Below are 21,547 nucleotides of genomic sequence, written 5' to 3' on the forward strand. Positions count from 1 at the left end.
TTCATTCCGCCAAAGGCGTCTCTTGGTCGAGCGCCAGATTAAGCGCAAGCACGTTGACGCGGGGTTCGCCGAATATACCCAAGGTCGGCCGCTCCGTCATGCGATCGAGAAGAGCCTGGACGACGGCCGGCTGCGTGTTGCGCGCCTCTGCCACACGGGCCACCTGCAGGGCTGCGTATTCGGGGGAGATGTGCGGATCAAGACCCGAGCCGGACGTCGTCGCCGCATCCGCGGGCAGCGATGCCTGGCGGGATGCTGCAACGGTTTCGGCGGCCCGCTGCACCAGGCGGGCATCGGTGGCGCCCAGATTGGAGCCACTCGAGGCGCCTGCATTGTAAGGGTTTGGGCTAGTAGCGGAGGGCCTCCCCCAGAAGTACTGCGCAGACGCAAAGGTCTGGCCGATCAGCTCTGATCCCACCAATACGCCATTGCGCTCGATGCGGCTGCCATTCGCCTGATACGGGAAAACGGCCTGGCCTATGCCGGTCATGGCCAATGGATAGGCGATGCCGGTGAGCAGGGTAAAAGCCAGGGTGAAGACGATTGCGGGACGAATTTGAATGAGCATGGTCGTATTCCTAGATGATGCCCAGCGCGGTCACGGCCATGTCCACCAGCTTGATGCCGACGAACGGAGCGACCAGACCACCCAGCCCGTAGATGAGCAGGTTGCGCGACAGCAGCGCCGCCGCGCCGACGGGCCGATAGGTGACACCGCGCAGGGCCAGCGGGATCAGTGCGACGATGACGAGGGCGTTGAAGATGACGGCCGAGAGAATGGCCGATTGCGGGGAGGTGAGGCCCATGATGTTGAGGGCGTTGAGACCAGGATAGGTGGCCACGAACAAGGCCGGGATGATGGCAAAATACTTGGCCACGTCATTGGCGATGGAGAAGGTGGTGAGCGCCCCGCGCGTCATCAGGATCTGCTTGCCGATTTCGACAATCTCGATGAGCTTGGTCGGGCTCGAATCCAGGTCCACCATATTCCCGGCCTCGCGGGCCGCCTGGGTGCCCGATTGCATGGCCACGCCAACATCGGCCTGGGCCAGAGCCGGCGCGTCATTGGTACCGTCTCCGCACATGGCCACGAGGCGCCCGCCGGTCTGTTCGCGACGGATAAAGTCCAGCTTCTGCTCGGGCGTGGCTTCGGCGAGGAAATCATCGACGCCCGCCTCCGAGGCAATGGCCGCCGCCGTGACAGGATTGTCACCGGTCACCATGACGGTGCGGATACCCATGGCCCTGAGGGCGGCAAATCGTTCTTTGATACCCGGCTTGACCACATCCTTGAGGTGGACAACGCCGAGCAGACGATCGGCCTCGGCAACGGCCAGTGGCGTCCCGCCGGAACGGGCAATGGCATCGACCGCCTTGTTGAACTCAGTGCCAGCCTGGGCCTTGTCGACGCCGACAAAGCGCATCACGGCATCCACCGCACCCTTGCGGATGCGCCGGCCCTCGACATCGACACCCGACAGGCGCGTCTGGGCCGAAAAGGGAATAAACGATGTCGCGCTGGCAGCATGAGCCGGCTCGATCACATGGTATTCATCGCGCGCCAGGGCCACGATCGACCGGCCTTCGGCGGTCTCGTCGGCGAGGCTAGCCATCAGCACGGCCTCAGCCAGGTCCTTTTCTTTGACACCGTCAACGGGGATGAATTCGGACGCCATGCGGTTGCCGAAGGTGATGGTGCCGGTCTTGTCGAGCAGCAGCGTGTCGACATCGCCAGCCGCTTCCACAGCGCGGCCCGAGGTCGCGACGACATTGAAGCGGATCAGGCGATCCATGCCGGCGATACCGATAGCCGAGAACAGGCCACCGATCGTGGTCGGGATCAGTGTGACGAGCAGCGCGGCCAGCACGGCCACGGAGAGATCGGTGCCCGAGTAAAGGGCCAGTCCATAAAGCGTGACCACGGCGATCAGGAAGATCAGCGTCAGACCCGAAAGCAGGATCGAGAGAGCAATCTCGTTGGGGGTCTTCTGCCGCTTGGCGCCCTCGATGAGACCGATCATCCGGTCGACGAAGCCCTCGCCCGGCCTCGTCGTGATGCGCACCTTGAGCCAATCGGAGATGACCTGGGTGCCACCGGTAACCGCCGAACGGTCGCCACCCGCTTCCCGGATGACGGGGGCGGATTCACCGGTGATGGCACTCTCGTTGACCGAGGCAACGCCTTCGATGACTTCGCCATCGCCCGGAATGAGGTCGTTGACCTCGACGATAACCACGTCGCCAACCTTGAGGCGGCTGGCCGGAATGACCTCGGAAGCGTGGTCGCCGGCCTTTTCAGGAAACAGCAGTTTCTTGGCGAATAGGTCGGTCTTGGAGCGCCGCAGACTTTCGGCCTGCGCCTTGCCCCTACCCTCTGCCACGGCTTCGGAAAGGCAGGCAAAGAGCACAGTGAACCAGAGCCAGAGGGCAATCTGACCCGAAAACGCAACGGTCCCGCTGCCGGTCACAAGATCCTGGACAAGCAGGGCGGTGACCAGCACGGCCACGATCTCGGTGACGAAGATCACCGGATTGCGGATCAACTGGCGCGGGTCGAGTTTAATTACGGCGTCCCGCAGGGCCGGCACCAGAATGGCCGGGCTGAAGACGGAGATGGGTTTTGCGGAAGTGGACATGATGGAGGGTCCTTAGAAGCTCTGGCCAGCGAGCATGGCGAAATGCTCGGCGATGGGCCCGAGAGCCAGGGCGGGGAAGAACTGCAATCCGCCCATGATGAGGATGATGCCGATCAGGAGCCCGACAAAGAGCGGCCGGTCGGTGGGGAATGTGCCCGACGAGGCGGGGACGCGTGGCTTGGTGGCCAGCGATCCGGCAATTGCCAGAACCGGCACGATACAAGCGAACCGTCCGAGCAGCATGGCTATGCCCAGGGTGGTATTGTACCAGGGCGTATTGCCGCTCAGGCCGCCGAAGGCCGACCCGTTATTGCCTGCAGCCGACGAGAAGGCATAGAGGATTTCGCTCAGGCCGTGCGGTCCGGGCGTGTTGATCGCACTGACGCCGAATTCAACGACGGCAGACACAGCCGTGAAACCCAGAATGGCCAGTGGCAGGATGAGGACGGCCAGCATGGCCAGCTTCATTTCGCGGGCCTCGATCTTCTTGCCCAGGAATTCAGGCGTGCGCCCAACCATCAGGCCGGCCACGAAGACGGCGAGAATGGCAAAGATGATCATCCCGTAAAGTCCCGACCCGACGCCGCCTGGCAGCACCTCGCCCAGTTGGATCAGGAACATGGGGATCATGCCCCCCAGCGGGGTGAGCGAGGAATGCATGCCATTGACGCCACCGTCGGAAAGGCCCGTCGTGACGGCCGCATAGAGCGCGGTCATGGCTTGGCCGAAGCGCACTTCCTTGCCTTCCATATTGCCCTGTGCGGCCTCGACGCCCACGGCATGGAGTAGCGGATTGCCAGCGGTTTCGGCCCAGTAAACGCCGCCGATGCCTGCGGTCAGGAGCACGAGGGTGACCGCGATCAGGGCCCAGCCCTGGCGACGGCTGCCGACCAACTGGCCAAAACTATAGACCAGCGCCAGCGAGATCGAGAGCATGGCAATGATGTTGAGATAGTTCGAGAACGCATTGGGATTCTCGAAGGGATGGGCGGCATTGACGTTGAAGAAACCGCCGCCATTGGTGCCCAACTGCTTGATGGCTTCCTGGCTGGCCACGGGACCCGTGGCAATGGTCTGCGGCGCGCCTTCCAGCGTCGTGGCGACGAAGCTGCCGTCAAGGCTCTGGGGCAGGCCCAGGGCGATGAAGGCAATCGCAACCAGGATGGCGAGGGGTAGCAGCACGTAGAGCGTTGCGCGGGTCATATCGACCCAGAAATTGCCCAATGCACTGGCCCTGGAACGCACGAAAGCGCGCGTCGTGGCCATGGCCACGGCGATGCCAGCGGCAGCGGACAGGAAGTTCTGCACGGTCAGGCCCGCCATCTGGCTGAAATGGCTCATGGTGGTTTCGCCACCATAGTTCTGCCAGTTGGTATTGGTGACGAAACTGACGGCCGTATTGAAGGCCAGATCAGGCGGCAGGCCAGCAAAGCCCTGCGGGTTCAGCGGCAGGATGCCCTGCAGGCGCAGAATGGCAAACAGCGCCAGGAACCCGGCAATGCTGAAGGTCAGAATGGCCAGAGCATAGCTCAGCCATGTCTGTTCCTGGTCCGGATCGACACCGGCCAGGCCATAAAACCCCTTCTCGACCGGGCCGAGAACGGGAGAGAGCCAGGTCCGCTCTCCGGCGAAAACGCGAGCCATGTATAGCCCCAGGGGCTTGGCAAGCAAAAGCACTGCGATCAGCACGACGCCGATCTGCAGCCATCCGGTGATGGTCATGGAAAGTCTCCGGCTTAGAACCGCTCCGGACGCAGCAGCGTCAGGAGAAGATAGGCTGCAAGGCCTACGGCAGTGACAAAGGCGAGGATCAGCATGGCAATTCTCACAGCCGATTGAGCACGAGTGCGTAGCCCGCAAGCAAAGCGAGCACCCCGGCACCGAGCATGATGAACAGGAAATCGAGCATGGCATGAGCCTCCAAACGAGAAGCCCAGCAATGCGCCCTTCGCCCGTAAGCATTCCATTCGGATTGCCCGGGACGGGCATAAGGATTGTGTAAAGGTCGGCGCGCCGTTCCCGGCGCCACCGATGCCCATACGGAGGTGGTCCGTCCACCCACGTGAGGACGGACTGCAAGCATCGATCGCCCACGAAAATCTGAGCCAGAAAAGGGTTCAATCTCGTGGATGAAATGGCGCGCCCGAAGAGATTCGAACTCCTGACCCCCAGATTCGTAGTCTGGTGCTCTATCCAGCTGAGCTACGGGCGCGCAGGCCGCCTTGGCGGCATCGTTCGGAGCGGTTTGTTCCGAAGCGGCGCAACCCATACATGGCTGGCCGGACCATTGCAAGCACCGCCCTGTGGATTTTCCGCCGTTGGGCGAAGCTCATGCCGGGTCGCGCGGCAGGACGATGTCGAAACGCGTGCCGATTTCACTGTCGCCGAGGAAAATGCGCCCGCCCTGGGCCTCGACGAGTTCGCGGGCAATTGCCAGCCCGAGGCCGGTTCCACCCGATCGCACCGATCCTTCAAAGGCCACGAAGAGGTGTTCGCGCGCCCGCGCCGGCAGCCCCGGCCCATTGTCGGCCACCGACAGCGTCACCTCCCGGTCGCCAGCCAAGGCCGAAACGGTGATCTGGTTGGGCGGGCTCGCCGCGCTTTCGGCCTCCAGGGCCTCCCGGGCATTCTTGAACAGATTAAGCAGGACACGCGCCATCATCGCCCCGTCGGCGAGAACCATCAGTTCAGGGGAAACGGTGTCCTCAAAACTGATCGAGGGGTGGTTCAGCACGCGTGCATCAAATGCGGCATCCTCCACCAGCGGACGCAAGGCCACGGGCGCCAGTTGCGGCGCGGCATTGGCCTCACGGCCATAATCCATGACGGACTGGGCGAAGGCGATGGCCCGGTCAAGGGTCGTCACCAGCCGGGGTGCCAGCCGCTGCACCTTGGGGTCATCCAGTGTCGCCACCTGGTCCGACAACAATTGTGCCGAGGTCAGCATATTGCGCAGGTCGTGATTGATCTTGGCCACGGCAAGACCAAGGTCAGCCAAGTGACGGCGCTGCCGCAGCAAGGCAAAGATCTCACTCTCCATCGCCGCCAGTTCGCGTTCGACGATACCGATCTCGTCGGCCCGCTCGGACGGACTGAGGATCAGTGCGGCATTTTCCGGAGCCTTGCGAAAGGCGAGCATATTGTCGGCCAGGCGCAAGACCGGATCGATGAACAGCCGGCTGACCAGCACGTAAAGGACGAAGGCCGTTATTGCGGCAATGCCCAGCGAGACCAGAACGATATTTCTGGAATAATCGAACATGTCGCGCCGCAAGGGGCCCTCGGGCATCAGGATTTCGACCAGGCTTTCGTCCAGATCCCCCTCGCCGACGATCCGCAATGTCCGGCCCGGCCCGGCAAGCATGACCTCGATCGCGCCCCCGATCTGGCTGGCCAGATCGCGCTGGCGCATGTCGGCCGTGATCACCAGATCGGGCGTCACCGGGTCGGTCAACTCGATCAGCTGACTCTGCCCTTCGCGGCGATAGACGATGGCATAGGCGCCCGCAGCGTTGAGCAGACGATCCGTGAGATTGCGCGGCAGGCTCATGACATCGGGAACCGAATCCAGGACCCGCGCGGCCACCACGCCCACCCTCAGGCGATCCTGCAGCCAGCTGTCGCGATAGCCGGCGATGGAGGGGAAATAGACGACCACTTCGACAAGCAGGATGACACCAATGATGGTGGCAATCAGCTTGTTCGAAAGTCCGGAAAACCTGCTGGGCAAAGCGCTGGGATGGTCGGTCATCGGATCGATCATAGGCCAAGCCTGACGGCGCCGTCAGCCCCTACCAGGGCAGAAGCCGTCGCGCTGCACGCCGGCGCGACGCCCAGGGTGACTCTGGGCGCGCGGCAGCATGCCTCCTGGCCAGGTCCGACAGCGCCACGAGAGCGCCGGGCGCTGGAACCGCGGGATCGGCAAGCCGCGAAAAGTCCACCCCGTTCTCCATGGCGAAAGCCAGAACTGCCGCCGTTTCCGCCGCACCGAACCCGAAGGCCGCGCCGCCGACAATCTTGTCGTCGCCACCGACCAGAACCTTGAGCAGCCCCAGATCAACGCCAGCGGCCAGCGCCGCCAGATTTTCCGACAGGCTGGCCCGCAAGACCTGTATCCGCGCCGGCGATTTCCCGCGCAACAGCGCGGAGCGGCCAATCTGGACCAGGGGCGGATCGGTGGGAACGAGTTTCGGAGGCACGAACCCCTGGCGTTTCGCCGCGACTCCCGCAACCGCGTCGACAATCGCCTGACCCTGGGCAAGCGCCTCCCCCCATTGGCCGATCCCGGCTGCGATCCCGGCAAGGCGCACCAGCCGATTGCTGCTTCGCCCGCCCGCCCGCACCTGCAGTGATCCGTCCGGCTCCATGGTCAGTTTGGCCGCCACGAGATCGAGATCGCTCACATCGGCGACCCGTCCAGTGCTGACCAGGACATGAGAGACATCGAGGGTATCCGCGTCCCCATTCGGCATGGCGAGCACAATTCCGGTGCCCTGCCGCCTTGGCTGGATTTCCTGCACCATGGCCCCGTCGAGGACCGTTACCTCTTCGTCGGAGAGGTGCCGCACCAGCATGGCCACGGCTTCAGGATCATAGTCCGCGAGCAAGGCCCCCTGCGGCACCAGGGAGACCGCAGTGCCCAAGCGGCGGTAGGCCTGCGCCAGACACACCGCGCTTTCATCGCCACCAATCACCAGCAGGTGCGTCAGCTTGCGGCTGTTGTCGAGCAGGCTGGCGGGGTCGAACACGGCGATCTCATCGAGGCCCGGCACGTCGGGCAGCGCCGGATGACCGCCAACGGCCAGGATGAAGCGGCGTGGCCTGACGACGTCGTCCCCCACCTTGAGGCCCGAGGCATCGACGAATCGACTGGCGCCAGCAACCACCCCAATGCCCAGCGCAGCGAGCCGGTCACGGCTGGTCTCGGGCTCCATTTGGCCCACCAGATGGTCCAACCGCTCCTGAATGGCCTTCATCGCCACTTTCGGCGTTTCCGGGCCAATCCCGAAATGTCCATTGCGCCGCAGCGCCTGCGCATGAGCAGCACTGGCCGCGAGTCCGGCCAGTTTTGTCGCATGGGCCTGAATATCACCAGGTTCTGCCCGGCCGCGATCGACCAGGGTGACCTCCAGCCCGCGGTGCCGGGCATGCCTGGCCAGCGCCACGCCAAGAGCGCCGGCGCCCACGATGCACAGGTCGGGTCGTATCGCCTCAGCCATTTTCACCAAGCATCACTTTGAGTGCGGCTTTTATGCGGATATTGACCCGCCAATACAACTGCTTGTCGAGGGCCCGCCATGCACATGAGCCGCGTTGACTTGCCCGCCAGTTTTCCCTATAGACGCCCCAACCCGGAAGGCAGGGCTCTGGCTGGCCTTCCCCACGTTTTCTGCCCCGGCAGTCGCAAAGAAGAGGAACCGTGCAACAGCGCGGTCTGATGTTATGAAGCGTACATACCAGCCCAGCAAGCTCGTGCGTGCCCGTCGTCACGGTTTCCGTGCCCGCATGGCGACCAAGGACGGCCGCGCGATTCTCAATCGCCGCCGTGCTCTGGGCCGCAAGAAGCTGTCGGCCTAACGGATCGGTGGCCGGATGACGGCCGACCCTTCTGCACCCGAAGCGAAATTGCGCCGCCTCAAGCGGCGCTCGCAATTTCTCAGAGCCGCCCGGGGCAATCGCGCCGGGCGCTCTGCGTTTGGCCTGCAGGCGATCGCCACGGACCAGCCTGAACCGGGTATCGGTTACACCGTCACCAAGAAAGTGGGCAATTCGCCCGAGCGCAACCGTATGAAGCGGCGCCTGCGCGCGGCTGCGGCAGCGTGTGCGCGTGACTTTCGGCCCGGACATGACTATGTCCTGCTGGCGCGGCGGGAAGCCTTGGGGCAGCCCTTCGCCAAAATGGTCCTCGATCTTGCGGACCTCATCGCCCGCGTTCACGACAAGAACGCCGGCAGTCGACACAATTCTCCCGGCCGCGGCCAACGGAACGCCAGACCATGAACTCTGACAATCGCAATGTGATCCTCGCCGTGGTGCTCAGCATGATCGTGCTGTTCGGCTGGCAGTTCTTCATTGCCGGACCGCAGCTCGAACAGGCTCAGCGGCAGGCGGAAGAGCGCGCAGCGGCCCAGGCCGAACAGAACCTTGCGGTTCCGCAGACCACGGCCGAAGGCGCGACCCCCGCAGCCGATGCCGCCACCACGCCTGTAGCCTTTGAGACCCGCGACTCGGCGCTTGCGTCATCCGAACGCGTCACGATTTCCACGGCTGACCTTGAAGGCTCGATCAATCTGACCGGCGCCCGCATCGATGATCTCGAGCTCAAGCAGTACCGTGAGACGGTCGATCCTGATTCTCCCATCATCGCTCTTCTGACCCCGGCCGGCCGGCCCGATGCCTATTTCATCGAGCAGGGCTGGGTTGCCGCTGCCGGTTCCACCGTTGCCCTGCCAGACACCAATACTGTCTGGACCGTTGAGGGCGACAACACCACCCTGACGGCGGAAACCCCGGTTACGCTGCGCTATGACAATGGCCAGGGGCTGGTCTTCCACCGCACCTTTGCGGTCGATGACTATTACCTGTTCACCGTCACCCAGACCGTCGACAATGCCGGCGCCGGTGACGTGGCCCTCTTCCCCTTTGCCCGCGTCGTGCGCCATGGCAATCCGCAGGTGCAGAACTTCTTCATCCAGCACGAAGGCCCGATTGGGGTGCTGGGCAACAATAATTACGTGGCCCGCAAGTATCACGACCTGCAGAATGAGCGTCAGGTCGATTTTGCCTCGACCAATGGCTGGGTCGGCATTGCCGACAAGTACTGGGCCACGGCCGTGCTGCCCAAGCCCGATGCCGGGATCAATGCCCGCTTCGCTTATTCGGCCCCCAATGGCACCAATGTCTTCCAGTCCAATTATGTGGAAACCCAGCCGGTCGTCGTCCCCGCCAATGGCAGCATCAGCCACGAGGCCTACATCTTTGCCGGCGCCAAGGAAGATGCCGTTATCAACTCCTATCAGCAGACCTATGGTTTCGACCGTCTGGAACTGCTGATCGACTGGGGCTGGTTCCACTTCCTGACCAAGCCCATGCACTGGCTGCTGGTCACGCTCTACGGCATCATGGGCAATTTCGGCCTGGCCGTGCTCGCCGTGACCGTCATCGTCAAGGCGATCTTCTTCCCGCTGGCCAACCGGTCCTACGCGTCCATGGCCGCCATGCGCCGCGTACAGCCGGAAATGAAGGCCATCCAGGAACGGCTCAAGGATGACCGCGCCGCCCAGCAACAGGCGATGATGGAGCTCTACAAGAAGGAAAAGATCAATCCGCTGGCCGGCTGCTGGCCGATCCTGATCCAGATCCCGGTCTTCTTCGCGCTCTATACGGTCATCTTCATCAGCCTCGAAATGCGCCACGCGCCGTTCTTTGGCTGGATTCAGGATCTGGCTGCGCCCGATCCGACCAATATCTTCACGCTGTTCGGGCTGATCCCGTGGAATCCCACGGCCCTGCCTGTCCTGGGTGGCTTCCTGCATCTGGGCATCTGGCCGGTCATCATGGGCATCACCATGTGGGTGCAGATGAAGCTCAACCCGCCGCCGCCGGATCCGACGCAGGCCATGATCTTCAACTGGATGCCGGTCATCTTCACCTTCATGCTGGGCACGTTCCCGGCGGGTCTGGTGATCTACTGGGCCTGGAACAACACGCTCTCGATTGCCCAGCAGTGGTTCATCATGAAGCGCCACGGTGTCGAGGTGAACCTGTTCGGCAATATTGCCGACAGCTTCCGCAAGAAGCCCAAGCCGGCCGAAGAAGGCACCAAGAACTAACAACACGCCTCGGGCCCGCCGCACACCGGCGGGCTTCGACTTTGAGGGCTACGACCATGTCCCAGCCAGATTTCTCGCCCGATACCATCGAGCGCGGCCGCCTGATGTTTGCCCGCCCCTTCGCCTTCGTGAAGGGCTGCGTGCGCATTGCCGACCTGCCCCCCATGGATCGCCTGGAGATTGCCTTTGCCGGCCGCTCAAATGTCGGCAAATCGAGCCTGATCAACGCATTGTGCGGCACCTCGGGCCTCGCCCGCACGTCGAATACGCCGGGCCGCACTCAGGAACTCAATATCTTCGAGAGCCAGAGCGAAAATCTGCGCATCGTCGATATGCCCGGCTACGGCTACGCCAAGGCACCCGAACCCAAGGTCAAGGCCTGGACCCAGCTCATTCACCAGTACCTCACCGGCCGCGCCACGCTGCGCCGGGTCTATGTGCTGGTCGATTCCCGTCACGGCCCCAAGGATAATGACATCAGTGTCATGAACGAGCTGGACCGGGCGGCGGTGAGCTATCAGGTAGTGCTGACCAAGATCGACAAGCCCTCGGCCAAGGAGCTAGAAACGGTCATTGCCCGGACACGCGCCACCATTGCCAAGCGCCCGGCCGCCCATCCCGACATCATCGAAACTTCGAGCGAAAAGGGCACGGGCCTGCAGCACCTGCGCAGCGAGATCGCCCTGCTGCTTGAAAGCTGACCGGCCGCTATTCGGCCGATTGGCGAAAGAAGCGCACGATATACTGGCTGACCAGCGGGCTGTCTGACGCTGCGGCAAAGGACGACAGCGCCGTCTCCACCACGTCCTCACCGATCCGCCCACGCCTCCACTCGGCAAGGGCGGCGGCATAATCGTCGGCAAATTCGGGATGGCCCTGGAAACTCAGGGTCCGGCCATTGGAATAATGCAGCCCGGCATTGGGCGTGAATTCACTGCCCAGGATCACCGTAGCCTCTGGCGGCGCGACGATCACCTGGTCCTGATGCGAGCAGGCGATCGCAAGAACCTCGGGCGCGTCCGCCATGAAGTCGGGGCGCGCCAGCACGCCATAGTGGTGCCGGCCGATGCCCCAGCCCTTCTCGGACTTCCGGACATCGCCACCCAGGGCATCGGCAATGATCTGATGGCCAAAGCAGATGCCGAGCATGGGCTTGCCTGCCGCGTGAACGGCGCGGATGAAGGCGCGCAGCGGCTCAAGCCAGGCGAAATCGTCATAAACCCCGGCGGGTGAACCGGTGATTGCAACGGCCTCGACATCCTCGGGGCGCGGCAGGTCTGCGCCGCCCCAGACATCGACGCCCTCATACGCGAACCCGCCGCCGCCAGCCTCGAACATGGTTTGGAACATGTCGATATAGCTGTCGAACTGACCAGCCAGATGTTCGGGAACTTTGCCGGTTTCGAGAATGGTGATTTTCATGACGCGCCGGGGTTGAACGATATCCGCACAGATATCGAAACCGCGTGCATCAAATCAACCACCCCGGGGGCATGGCTGCCCCCCGGGTGTGCAATCAGGCGGCTTCGAAGGTCAGCGCCACGCCATTGATGCAGTATCGCAGGCCGGTTGGCGCCGGGCCGTCGTCGAACACATGGCCCTGATGGCCACCGCAATTGGAGCAATGCACCTCGATGCGGGCCATGAACAGGGAATTATCCTCTTTCGTGCCGATCGAACCGGGGATGAAATCCCAGAAGCTGGGCCAGCCGGTACCGCTGTCGAATTTCGTGTCTGAGGCAAAGAGAGCCTGCCCGCAACCGGCACATTTGAAGGTGCCCGCGCGCTTTTCGTCATTGAGGGGAGAGGTGAACGGCCGCTCGGTCGCCTCGTGGCGCAGCACCTGGTAGGCAGACGCATCAAGCTTGGCCTGCCATTCGGCATCACTCAGCTTGAAGGGAAATTCGCCCTCGGCGGCGATGGCCGGCAATTTGCCCAGAAACAGGCCCGACAAGACCAGGCCAGATCCACCGATCAGAAAATTCCGACGCAACGTGTTCATCTTCGTCCTCCTTCATCTGGACAGGCGCCGCCGCACCGGGAGAGGCACGGCGGCGCAATCGGCCTGACGGCAAGGGTCGGGGAGGCAGTGTCCCCCGTCAAGCCAAAAGGACGCCCTCAGGGACCGAGGGCGTCCGGGTTCATCGTGTCATTCGTTGCGACACGAGGTCCGGTTACATGGCCGGCAGAAGAACCGCATCGATGACGTGGATGACGCCGTTCGACTGGTCGACGTCGGCGATGGTCACGGTGGCGGTGCCGCCATTGGCGTCGGTGATCTTGACCATGTCGCCATCAAGGCTGAAGGTCAGTTCGCCGCCCTGGACGGTCGCAGCCTTGTACTCGCCGCCATTGTCATTGATCATCTTGATCAGGTCGGCCGAGTGAATGTCACCGGCGATGACGTGATAGGTCAGGACAGCGGTCAGCTGATCCTTGGCTTCGGGAGCCAGGAGGCCTTCAACAGTACCGGCCGGCAGGGCATCAAAAGCAGCGTTGACCGGAGCAAACACGGTGAACGGGCCTTCGCCGGACAGCGTTTCGACCAGGCCAGCAGCCTGAACGGCAGCAACCAGGGTGGTGTGGTCGGCCGAGTTGACGGCGTTTTCGATGATATTGTTGGTGGCCGGCATCGGAGCGCCGCCAACCATCGGGGCGTCCTGGGCGATGACGGCAGCGCCCGAGACCGAACCAACGGTCAGCAGAGCGGCAACGGCGATAGCGCGAAGAGAAAGCGTCATGGTGAAGTTCCTTCCTGTTTAATCTTGTTCCCTGTTGATCGGGACGCAGGAAGTTACGGGGGCCATTGGGGATAGTTTCAGCGCCAAGAAAAATTTCTGCGCGGCACCGAAAAATTTCCCGGCCGCGCTGGCGAGGACCCTCCAAAAGGGAAACTCCCGCTTTCGCGGGAGTGTCTGTGATCGGATCAGCAGGTTCGGGCAGATTACCCGCGAAGGCCAGACCAGGCCGGGTCCGACGCATAACTGTCGGTCGGGATGGTCTGGGCACTACGGCCCCAGATATCGACGCTCATCAGGCGCGGACCGTCATTGCCACCCGGATCCTGGAAGAACATGATCACCCGGCCATTGGGCGCCCAGGTCGGCCCTTCCGCATGGAAGCTGGAATAGAGCAGGCGCTCGCCCGAGCCATCCGGGTTCATGATGCCGATATGGAACTGCCCGCCCGACTGGCGGGTAAAGGCGATCAGGTCGCCCTTGGGAGACCAGACCGGGGTGGAGTAGCTTCCCTGGCCGAAGCTGATGCGCTGCGCATTCCCGCCACCGGCACCCATCATGTATATCTGCGGCGAACCGCCCCGATCACTCTCGAACAGGATACGGCTGCCATCGGGGGAGAAGGACGGCGAGGTGTCGATCGCCGCGCCCGACGTCAATTGCATCGGCTGCCCGCCACCGGTCGACACTGCATAAATATTGGTGGTGCCGCCCTGCTCTACCGAAAAGGCGACCGTGCCGCCATCCGGCGAGAACCGGGGCGCGAAGGTCATGGCCCCGACATTGGCCAGCCGCTGCTGCTGCCCGGTGGACAATTGCAGCAGATAGACCTGCGGATTGCCATCGGCAAAATTCATGTAGGTCACGAGGTCGCCATTGGGCGAAAAGCGCGGGGTCAGCGCCATGGCCGTCCCATCGGTCAGGTACTGCGCATTGGCGCCGTCCTGATCCATGATCGCCAGGCGGCGCGTGCGATTGGCCTTGGGGCCACTTTCGGCCACATAGATCACCCGCGTATCGAAATAGCCCGAACCACCCGAGAGCTGCTCATAGATGGCGTCCGAAACGATATGGGCGATGCGGCGCGCCGAGTTGGGATCGGTGTTGTAGCTCTTGCCCACCACCTGCGCGGCCTGCTGGGTATCCCAGACACGCACCGACGAGGTGATCTGACCGCCCCGCTCCACCGAACCCATGACCACGCCATCCACATTGGCGGTGCGCCAGACGTTGAAATCCGGCGTGTTGTTCACATCGCCCACCTGAACCGGCAGCGACGCCGGATCGAGCGGCAGGAACAGGCCCGAGCGGCGCAGATTGTTGCGGACGATCTCGGCGATCTCCCGCCCGAAACTGGGATCGGAAGAGGCGAAATCGGGAATGGCTATGGGCAGGGGCTGAAAGTTGGCGCCCTCGACCACAATGCGCAATTGGGCAAAAGCCATGGACGAGGTTGCCAGTAGGGCACCGCCCGCCAGACCGAGCTTCAGCGCGTCGCGTCGCGTTACAAGGGTCATTGTGTTTGGTCTCCAGTCTCGCCTTTGGGGTCAGTCAAGGCCACCAAGCGGGCAAATTCAAGGTCAGGGTCTGAGTTCGATTTCAATACTGCGCCATTGGTCATAGGCGTCGGCAGAAAGCATGGAATAGGGGCCGCATTGCATCACCGCCCGCTGCGCCGCCCGGGCAATGGCCTGCCCTGCCGGTGAGGGATCGGCCGTTACCACCTGTGGCGTGCCATTGACGCTGCCATCGGTATTCATGCGCACCCGCAAGGTCACGTTGAGGCCGCTGTTGAAGTCACTGGGCAACAGGTTCCAGCAGGTTTTGATCCGGGCCACCAGCCCATCGATGGCGGTCTGGCTGAGCCTTGCCGAGGTGCCGGTCGTGTCTCCCAGCGTGGGCGAGCCGCCCTGCCCGGTCGTGGCGCCGGTGGTCGGGGCATTGTTGATGATATTGGAAATATCGTCGGCGGTGTCCTGGCTGATCTGGCTGGCTGGCGCCTGTGTCGGCTGACTGGCCGCCGCCTGGCGCTGACGCTCCTCTTCCTCGCGACGGCGGCGTTCGGCCTCGGCCGCTCGTGCCTGCTCGCGAATCTGCTCGAGATTGGCCGGGCGCGACGTCGGCATGGTCACTGCAACTTGTGTCGGCGGTTCCGGCGTCGGCTCCGGCTCGGGTTCAGGTTCCGGTTCAGGTTCCGGTTCGGGCTCCGGCGTCGGCTCGGGTTCCGGCGTGGGTTCGGGCTCTGGCGCCGGTGCGGGCGGCGTCAGATTATCCGGCCGGGTGACCGGCAGGCTGGGCTGCGGGGTCGGCGCAGGCTCGGGAACCGGTTCGGGGATCGGCTCGGGTTCTGGTGCCGGTTCCGGCTCTGGAACAGGTTCCGGTATGGGTTCCGGCTCAGGTTCTGGTTCAGGCGTGGGTTCGGGGGCGGGCGCAGGCGCCGTTTCCGTCACCGGCGCCGGCGTGGGAACATCGGCCGGCGACGGGGTAACCTGGTCGTCTTCGGTATTGCCTGTGGGCTGCGCCAGTTCTGCGGGTTCTTCGGATTCGACCGCGCTCGGCGTCTCGGTCTCCACGACCTGGCTGTCCAGCTGGCCCATGCGGATATTGGAGAATTCCTCGATCGGCACCAGGTCCACCGCGATAGACTGCACGGTCGGCTGCAGCGGTTCGGTCCATCCCAGATTGATGAGACCGATCGCCAGCAGCAGAACATGCAGCGATATCGAAGCGGCTAGGCCGGTGCGCATGGCGTCGGCCTATCTCTCGCGCTCGGTGACGAGCCCGATCTTGGTATAGCCCGAGGCCGACAGCAGCCCCATGACCCGCATGACCGTGCCGTAATTGGCCGTGGTATCGCCGCGCAGATAGATGCGGTCTTCTGTGGTGGCCAGGGTGCCGATCGTGGTCACGAGGTCTGCTTCAGCCACCGGCGTCTCGTCGACGAAGATGGCGCCTTCTGGCGTGACTGCGACAGTGATCGGCCGCGTCTGGCTCGGCATTTCGTTGGCAGCGGTGCGGGGCAGATCGACCGGCACGCCCGATGTCATCATCGGTGCGGCCACCATGAAGATGATCAGCAGCACCAGCATGACGTCGACCATCGGCGTCACGTTGATCTCGCTCATCACCGCGCTGCGCTTGCGGCGGCGACGACGGCCACCGCCCCCACCGCCTGATGCTACGCCCATGCCCATGTCAGCGGCTCCGCGCTTCGAGCTGGCGGCTGAGAATGGTGGAGAATTCGTCTGCGAACCCTTCCAGCCGGCCGATCATCTTGCCGGCGTCGGACGACAGCTTGTTATAGGCAATAACGGCCGGAATGGCGGCCACGAGGCCGATGGCAGTCGCGAACAGGGCTTCGGCGATGGGGCCGGCCACCACGGCCAGATTGGTATCGGAGGACGCGGCGATATTGGTGAAGGCATTCATGATGCCCCAGACCGTGCCGAACAGGCCGATGAACGGCCCGGCCGAACCCACGGTGGCCAGGAAACCCAGGCGTTTCTCGAGATATTCGCTTTCGCGGGCGATGGCCACGTCCAGCACCTTGTCGAGCCGCTGCTGCATGCCCACGAAGCTCGCCGCGTTCTGTTCGTGGCTGCGCTTCCACTCTTTCATGGCCGCGACAAAGACCGCGCCCAGCCCCCCCGAGGGCTTTTCGGCCTGCTGCTGGTAGAGTTCTTCCAGCGACTGTCCGGACCAGAATGTCCGCTCGAAGCGGTTCATTTCCGCCTGTGTGCGCCGGTAGGTCAGGGTCTTGTCGATGATGATGGCCCAGCACCAGACCGAGGCGGCCAGGAGGCCGAGCATGACCGACTTGACGACGATATCGGCGGCCCAGAACAGGCCCCAGATGGACAGGTCTGCATGCGGTGCGGCTGCTGCCACTGCATCCACGGCTTCCATGAAACGATCCTTTTAGCCCGGTCCGAAAAGGGACCCTATCGTCGGTGCGATGGGGTCCAAATCTGTCAAAATTAAGAGAAATGCCCGCAATTCCGGGCCCCTTCGGGCACGGCTCGGCGCAAATCGCCCATTGCGCTCTTTATGGTCACCAAAGGGTTAACAAACCCCATCTGCGCGCGGCGTGACGTCATCACACTGTTAGCGTTTGGAGGCGCTCAGGGCCCTAAGTGCTAGCGGAAGGCGGGCCGGACCGCCGCTGGTCTTGATCGCGGCGACGGTCAACTCGGCACTGGTCAGAATGGTCTGCTCACGAACAATTGTCTGCCGGAGCACGAGCCGCGCGCCGCTGGCGCTGACCACCTCGGTCAGAACGTCGAGCAGATCGTCGATCCGAGCCGGAGCGACGAATTCGAGCGCCATCGTACGCACGGCGAAGGCGATTCCCTGCTCGGCCAGTTCGGCATGGTGGATGCCTTGTTCGCGCAGGAACTCGGTGCGGGCCCGCTCGAAGAATTTGAGATAGGCCGCGTGATAGACATTTCCCGAAAAGTCGGTGTCTTCGTAGTAGATGCGGACGGCAAAACGATGCTCGCTCATGGCGACTTGTAGCCCAGTCCGCGCTCGGCCATGGCCGGATCCAGCTCGACAAAGCTCTTGGGGCCGATGCCGTGCAGATCGGCGACGGCCTTGCGGGTCCACTGGGTCAGGTCCGCGAAGGTAGCGATGCCTGCATGGGCCAGAGCCGCATGGGCCGGGCGGCTGAGTTTCAGGCAATCGGCGATGCGATCAATGGGTGCGGTCATCGTGCGGCCCGTTCGTCATGCACGATATGGGTGAGCGCCACAGGCATGTTGCGCAGCACTGCGCGCAGCCAGACCGGCTGAAGATTGAGCGCCTCGAGCCCGTCGCCGGCCAGATCGACCCAATGAAAGCGATGTTCGTTGTCCTCCTCGTGGGTGACACGCCAGGGACTTTTGCCGTCGGGCCCGTCCCCGCCATCGAAACGGGCATGGTAGAACAGGCCTAACTCGTGCATGTCGTAGCCCATGCGCCGATAAAAACTCTCCGAGGTGAGGGCGATGTCGCCTACGGTGGCAGCAAGGCCGATTTCCTCGACAATCTCGCGCTGCAGCGACAGCTTGCTGGGCTCGCCCAGTTCGACGCGGCCGCCCGGCAGCATGGAAAAGCCGTCATCATCCTCGTCGCAAACCAGGACATGGTTATCGACCATGAAGATCGCCGCCACGCGATAATTGAAGCGCTGACCCTCGATCGGGAAACTGATCATATGGCGGCTCATTCCTCGCCCTCCTCGAAGAGGCTCGATTGCAGGCCGACGAAACCCTGCGGCACGATCTTGTTCAGGTGCTGGAAGGCGATGGCGGTCAGCATCCGCCCGCGCGGCGTGCGCTGGATGAAACCCTGCTGCAACAGATAGGGTTCAACGATCTCCTCGATGGCGTCGCGCGGCTCGCTGAGGGCCGCCGCAATGGTTTCGATGCCCACCGGACCGCCATTGTAGAAATCGGCAATGGTGGTGAGATAGCGCCGGTCGAGCTGGTCGAGACCCCGTGCATCGACGTCGAGCCGGATCAGGGCCTTGTCGGCGACGGCGCGATTGACCTCGCCGACCCCGTCGACCAGCGCGAAATCGATCACCCGGCGCAACAGCCGCCCGGCAATACGGGGGGTGCCACGGGATCGGCGCGCAATTTCCATGGCGCCATCGGCGGACATGGCCATGCCCATCAGCCGCGCCCCGCGCGTCACGATCAACACCAGTTCCTCGGGCGTATAGAAGTTGAGTCGCACCGGGATGCCGAAGCGGTCGCGAAGCGGTGTTGTGAGCAGGCCTGCGCGGGTTGTGGCACCCACCAGCGTGAACTTGGCCAGATCGATGCGGACCGAGCGCGCCGCGGGCCCCTCGCCGATGATGAGGTCGAGCTGGAAATCCTCCATGGCCGGATAGAGCACTTCCTCGATGGCCGGATTGAGCCGGTGAATCTCGTCGATGAAAAGAACGTCGCGTTCCTCGAGATTGGTCAGCAGCGCCGCCAGGTCTCCGGCCTTGGCGATCACCGGACCGGAAGTGGCGCGGAAGCCGACGCCCAGTTCCTTGGCAATGATCTGCGCCAGTGTCGTCTTGCCTAGCCCCGGCGGGCCCACGAACAGCACATGGTCGAGCGCCGTACCGCGGTGCCTGGCAGCCTGGATAAAGACTTCCAGATTAGCCCGGGCCGCCGCCTGGCCGACAAAATCGGCAAAGCCCGAGGGGCGGAGCGAAACATCAAGGCTGTCATCGCGCCCGGCGGATGCAGAGGTCAGGGTGGTCACAGTCTAAAGGTCCTTTTGCGCGGCGTCAGGCAGCGACTTGGCATCAACTACGCGGAATACAAGCCAGGACAGCACAAAGCCAGCTATCGGCAGGATGACTTCCCAAACAGGAAAGGCAATCTTGTCGGCCCGCCGAGCCCAGTCATAGAGAAAATAGGCCGATGCCGGATTGAAGGCGTAGAGCGCAATGACCTGCCCGTCCAAGACCCGCCCGTTCCGGTTCTCCCAGCGTGCCAGAATGAACCAGTAGATCATCGCCAGACCAACACCGATGGCGAACATTGCTCCGACAAACACGAGTGTAAATCCCATCGGCCTCTGCAACCAGGAGGCCAAGGGAAGTGCCTGGCTGGCACCAAAGACGATGAAAGGCGCCGGCCCCAAGAGCGCAGTCGTACCCGCATAGAGCCGGCCCGACCCGGATGACGGGGAAAACCGCGATGCGCGCACTATTGAATGCTCGAAACCGGGACACAGGCCGAGCGAACGGCGGTCTTGTCCTTGAGGTCAGGATTCTGCCGGGTCATGCGGAAGAACATCTTGGTCAGATAATCGAGCCTGGCGTCGCAGGACCAGCGCGGCAATGGCTGGGCGGGGTCATGAAAGTAGTAAGGCTTGGTTGAGCCGTCCGCCTCCACAAACCAGATGGCAACGGCTGTCGCTTCGTTCTGATCGGCCTGCACCACCGGCGCGGTGGCCAGAGCCATGCCCAGTGCGATCACAACAGACTTCCATCCCGTCCGGACCATCGCGCGTTTCTCCCTCATCAGTTTCACCGCGACCCTAGAGCATTTCTCGTTCTGATAGAATCAGAACGAATGCTCTAACTCTTTGATTGGTCGCGTTTTCGATCCCCGGGTCGATGCCCGAGGAGAAAAGTGGCGTCCACTTTTCTTGAAAACGCTCTAGCTGCTCAACTCCCGCAATCCCAACCGGATCAGTTTTTCCGTTGCCGTATCCTCGCCTTCCCTGGCCACCACCCGCGCCACGGCAGCAGAGGCCTGGGCGCTGGAATAGCCCAGATTGCTCAGGGCCGAGACCGCATCGGCAATATTGCCGGAGGCCACCCCATCCCCCAGCGCCGCCTGCAGACCCAGCGTGCCGGCGTCGACCGCACCCATGGCCGGCACCTTGCCCTTGAGCTCGGTCACCACGCGCAGCGCCAGCTTGGGCCCGACGCCATTGGCACGGCCGATCATGGCCTTGTCCTGCAGGGCCACCGCACTCGACAGCTCGGATGGCGTCATCACCGACAGGATGGCCAGCGCCACGCGCGAGCCGACCCCCTGCACGGTGGTCAAAAGGTTGAACCAGTTCTTTTCGGTTTCGCTGGCAAAGCCATAGAGCCGGATCAGGTCCTCGCGCACGATGGTCTCGATAAAGACCACCGCCGCTTCGCCCACGCGCGGCAGAGCCTGCAAGGTGCGGCTCGAGCAAAAGACCTCGTAGCACACACCCCCGCAATCGATGAGGACCCAGTCGTCGCCGAAGTGATCGACCAGACCCTTGAGCTTTCCGATCATGCAAGGCTCCTCATCCGCAGCGCGGAAACACGGTGATGGGCGTGGCAGATGGCGATGGCCAGCGCATCGGCCGCGTCGGCGCCCTTGACCAGGGCGGTGGGCAACAAGGTCCGCACCATGAGCCCCACCTGCGCCTTGTCGGCATGGCCGGTCCCCACGACCGACTTCTTGACCAGATTGGCCGCATATTCGGAGACCGGCAGCCCGCGCAGAGCCGGTGTCACCAGCACCACGCCCCGGGCCTGGCCCAGGATCAGGGCCGAGCGCGCACCAGCATTGACGAAGGTTTCTTCGACTGCCGCCTCGTGCGGGCCATGCGCGTCCAGCACACCGGCCAATCCTTCGGCCAAGGCGGCAAGCCGGCTGGCCAGCGGGCCTTCGACCGGCGGGGTCAGCGTGCCGGCGGCCACGAAGGTCAGGCGGTTGTCCACGGCATCGAGGATGCCCCAGCCGCACCGGCGCAGGCCGGGATCGATTCCGATGATTCGCACGGACTTGCTCATGGCTTCCTTCTACCCGGCCCACATGAGCCTACCAAGGCCAAAGTGAACAAAGCGGAAACAGACAAAGATGTGATG

The 21,547-nt window shown here is 63.3% G+C and carries 25 protein-coding genes and 1 tRNA gene; 4 read left to right on the top strand and 22 right to left on the bottom strand.

Annotated elements, in window-relative coordinates:
* Position 1: 1 nt before the first annotated feature.
* The 7 genes from kdpC to KIT02_RS08930 all read right to left on the bottom strand — a co-directional run bounded on the left by kdpC (position 2) and on the right by KIT02_RS08930 (position 7,855).
* Entirely contained in the window at positions 2 to 568 is a 567-nt protein-coding gene (gene kdpC, locus KIT02_RS08905) for a potassium-transporting ATPase subunit KdpC (protein ID WP_297577024.1), read from the bottom strand.
* Between the two features lie 10 nt (positions 569 to 578).
* Positions 579 to 2,636, bottom strand: a complete 2,058-nt coding sequence (gene kdpB, locus KIT02_RS08910) for a potassium-transporting ATPase subunit KdpB (RefSeq protein ID WP_297577026.1) — start codon at positions 2,634 to 2,636, stop codon at positions 579 to 581.
* A 12-nt stretch (positions 2,637 to 2,648) separates the two neighbouring features.
* Positions 2,649 to 4,358, bottom strand: coding sequence for a potassium-transporting ATPase subunit KdpA (gene kdpA, locus KIT02_RS08915; protein WP_297577028.1), 1,710 nt, complete (start codon positions 4,356 to 4,358; stop codon positions 2,649 to 2,651).
* A 14-nt stretch (positions 4,359 to 4,372) separates the two neighbouring features.
* A complete protein-coding gene (locus KIT02_RS17585; protein WP_366520534.1) occupies positions 4,373 to 4,675 on the bottom strand; it encodes a potassium-transporting ATPase subunit F in 303 nt (100 codons plus the stop codon).
* 96 nt (positions 4,676 to 4,771) lie between these two features.
* Positions 4,772 to 4,848, bottom strand: a tRNA-Arg gene (locus tag KIT02_RS08920).
* Positions 4,849 to 4,965: 117 nt separating this feature from the next.
* Complete coding sequence (locus tag KIT02_RS08925) at positions 4,966 to 6,387, bottom strand: HAMP domain-containing sensor histidine kinase (RefSeq protein ID WP_297577029.1); 1,422 nt, start codon at positions 6,385 to 6,387, stop codon at positions 4,966 to 4,968.
* A gap of 40 nt (positions 6,388 to 6,427) precedes the next feature.
* Positions 6,428 to 7,855, bottom strand: a complete 1,428-nt coding sequence (locus KIT02_RS08930) for an FAD-dependent oxidoreductase (protein ID WP_297585181.1) — start codon at positions 7,853 to 7,855, stop codon at positions 6,428 to 6,430.
* A gap of 223 nt (positions 7,856 to 8,078) precedes the next feature.
* Here KIT02_RS08930 and rpmH point away from each other — a divergent pair, with 223 nt between their 5' ends.
* Genes rpmH through yihA form a run of 4 tightly spaced genes read left to right on the top strand, consistent with a single transcriptional unit; the run spans position 8,079 to position 11,169 of the window.
* Positions 8,079 to 8,213, top strand: coding sequence for a 50S ribosomal protein L34 (gene rpmH, locus KIT02_RS08935; RefSeq protein WP_046105410.1), 135 nt, complete (start codon positions 8,079 to 8,081; stop codon positions 8,211 to 8,213).
* 48 nt (positions 8,214 to 8,261) lie between these two features.
* Complete coding sequence (rnpA, locus tag KIT02_RS08940; protein ID WP_297577034.1) at positions 8,262 to 8,636, top strand: ribonuclease P protein component; 375 nt, start codon at positions 8,262 to 8,264, stop codon at positions 8,634 to 8,636.
* Positions 8,633 to 10,468: a membrane protein insertase YidC gene (yidC, locus tag KIT02_RS08945; protein ID WP_297577035.1), complete on the top strand. Its 1,836-nt coding sequence runs from the start codon at positions 8,633 to 8,635 to the stop codon at positions 10,466 to 10,468. The genes rnpA and yidC overlap by 4 nt, the downstream gene beginning before the upstream one ends.
* Positions 10,469 to 10,524: 56 nt before the next feature.
* Positions 10,525 to 11,169, top strand: a complete 645-nt coding sequence (yihA, locus tag KIT02_RS08950) for a ribosome biogenesis GTP-binding protein YihA/YsxC (protein WP_297577037.1) — start codon at positions 10,525 to 10,527, stop codon at positions 11,167 to 11,169.
* 7 nt (positions 11,170 to 11,176) lie between these two features.
* On the opposite strand, the gene KIT02_RS08955 is transcribed toward yihA, so the two are convergent.
* The 15 genes from KIT02_RS08955 to ruvC form a co-directional block, all read right to left on the bottom strand.
* Positions 11,177 to 11,890: a gamma-glutamyl-gamma-aminobutyrate hydrolase family protein gene (locus KIT02_RS08955; RefSeq protein WP_297577040.1), complete on the bottom strand. Its 714-nt coding sequence runs from the start codon at positions 11,888 to 11,890 to the stop codon at positions 11,177 to 11,179.
* A 94-nt stretch (positions 11,891 to 11,984) separates the two neighbouring features.
* A complete protein-coding gene (gene msrB, locus KIT02_RS08960) occupies positions 11,985 to 12,470 on the bottom strand; it encodes a peptide-methionine (R)-S-oxide reductase MsrB (RefSeq protein WP_297577042.1) in 486 nt (161 codons plus the stop codon).
* Positions 12,471 to 12,642: 172 nt separating this feature from the next.
* Positions 12,643 to 13,209, bottom strand: coding sequence for a fasciclin domain-containing protein (locus KIT02_RS08965; protein WP_297577044.1), 567 nt, complete (start codon positions 13,207 to 13,209; stop codon positions 12,643 to 12,645).
* A 203-nt stretch (positions 13,210 to 13,412) separates the two neighbouring features.
* Positions 13,413 to 14,723 carry a Tol-Pal system beta propeller repeat protein TolB gene (gene tolB / locus KIT02_RS08970; protein ID WP_297577046.1) on the bottom strand — a complete coding sequence of 437 codons (1,311 nt, stop codon included), beginning with the start codon at positions 14,721 to 14,723 and terminating at the stop codon, positions 13,413 to 13,415.
* A 63-nt stretch (positions 14,724 to 14,786) separates the two neighbouring features.
* Positions 14,787 to 15,953 carry a hypothetical protein gene (locus KIT02_RS08975; protein WP_297577048.1) on the bottom strand — a complete coding sequence of 389 codons (1,167 nt, stop codon included), beginning with the start codon at positions 15,951 to 15,953 and terminating at the stop codon, positions 14,787 to 14,789.
* A 9-nt stretch (positions 15,954 to 15,962) separates the two neighbouring features.
* Positions 15,963 to 16,400 carry an ExbD/TolR family protein gene (locus KIT02_RS08980; RefSeq protein WP_297577050.1) on the bottom strand — a complete coding sequence of 146 codons (438 nt, stop codon included), beginning with the start codon at positions 16,398 to 16,400 and terminating at the stop codon, positions 15,963 to 15,965.
* Between the two features lies 1 nt (position 16,401).
* A complete protein-coding gene (gene tolQ / locus KIT02_RS08985; protein ID WP_297585184.1) occupies positions 16,402 to 17,103 on the bottom strand; it encodes a protein TolQ in 702 nt (233 codons plus the stop codon).
* A gap of 207 nt (positions 17,104 to 17,310) precedes the next feature.
* Positions 17,311 to 17,709, bottom strand: a complete 399-nt coding sequence (gene ybgC, locus KIT02_RS08990; RefSeq protein WP_297577053.1) for a tol-pal system-associated acyl-CoA thioesterase — start codon at positions 17,707 to 17,709, stop codon at positions 17,311 to 17,313.
* Positions 17,706 to 17,915 carry a hypothetical protein gene (locus tag KIT02_RS08995; protein ID WP_297577056.1) on the bottom strand — a complete coding sequence of 70 codons (210 nt, stop codon included), beginning with the start codon at positions 17,913 to 17,915 and terminating at the stop codon, positions 17,706 to 17,708. Before KIT02_RS08995 ends, ybgC begins: the two co-directional genes overlap by 4 nt.
* Complete coding sequence (locus tag KIT02_RS09000; RefSeq protein ID WP_297577058.1) at positions 17,912 to 18,412, bottom strand: NUDIX domain-containing protein; 501 nt, start codon at positions 18,410 to 18,412, stop codon at positions 17,912 to 17,914. Before KIT02_RS09000 ends, KIT02_RS08995 begins: the two co-directional genes overlap by 4 nt.
* Positions 18,409 to 19,446, bottom strand: coding sequence for a Holliday junction branch migration DNA helicase RuvB (gene ruvB / locus KIT02_RS09005; RefSeq protein WP_297577060.1), 1,038 nt, complete (start codon positions 19,444 to 19,446; stop codon positions 18,409 to 18,411). Before ruvB ends, KIT02_RS09000 begins: the two co-directional genes overlap by 4 nt.
* Before the next feature lie 3 nt (positions 19,447 to 19,449).
* Positions 19,450 to 19,758, bottom strand: coding sequence for a hypothetical protein (locus tag KIT02_RS09010; protein ID WP_297577062.1), 309 nt, complete (start codon positions 19,756 to 19,758; stop codon positions 19,450 to 19,452).
* A 137-nt stretch (positions 19,759 to 19,895) separates the two neighbouring features.
* Complete coding sequence (locus KIT02_RS09015; RefSeq protein WP_297577064.1) at positions 19,896 to 20,213, bottom strand: hypothetical protein; 318 nt, start codon at positions 20,211 to 20,213, stop codon at positions 19,896 to 19,898.
* Between the two features lie 138 nt (positions 20,214 to 20,351).
* Complete coding sequence (gene ruvA / locus KIT02_RS09020) at positions 20,352 to 20,969, bottom strand: Holliday junction branch migration protein RuvA (protein ID WP_297577066.1); 618 nt, start codon at positions 20,967 to 20,969, stop codon at positions 20,352 to 20,354.
* Positions 20,966 to 21,472 carry a crossover junction endodeoxyribonuclease RuvC gene (gene ruvC / locus KIT02_RS09025; RefSeq protein ID WP_297577068.1) on the bottom strand — a complete coding sequence of 169 codons (507 nt, stop codon included), beginning with the start codon at positions 21,470 to 21,472 and terminating at the stop codon, positions 20,966 to 20,968. The genes ruvA and ruvC overlap by 4 nt, the downstream gene beginning before the upstream one ends.
* Positions 21,473 to 21,547: the final 75 nt, after the last annotated feature.

It is taken from the genome of Devosia sp. (assembly GCF_025809055.1).
Classification (GTDB): domain Bacteria; phylum Pseudomonadota; class Alphaproteobacteria; order Rhizobiales; family Devosiaceae; genus Devosia.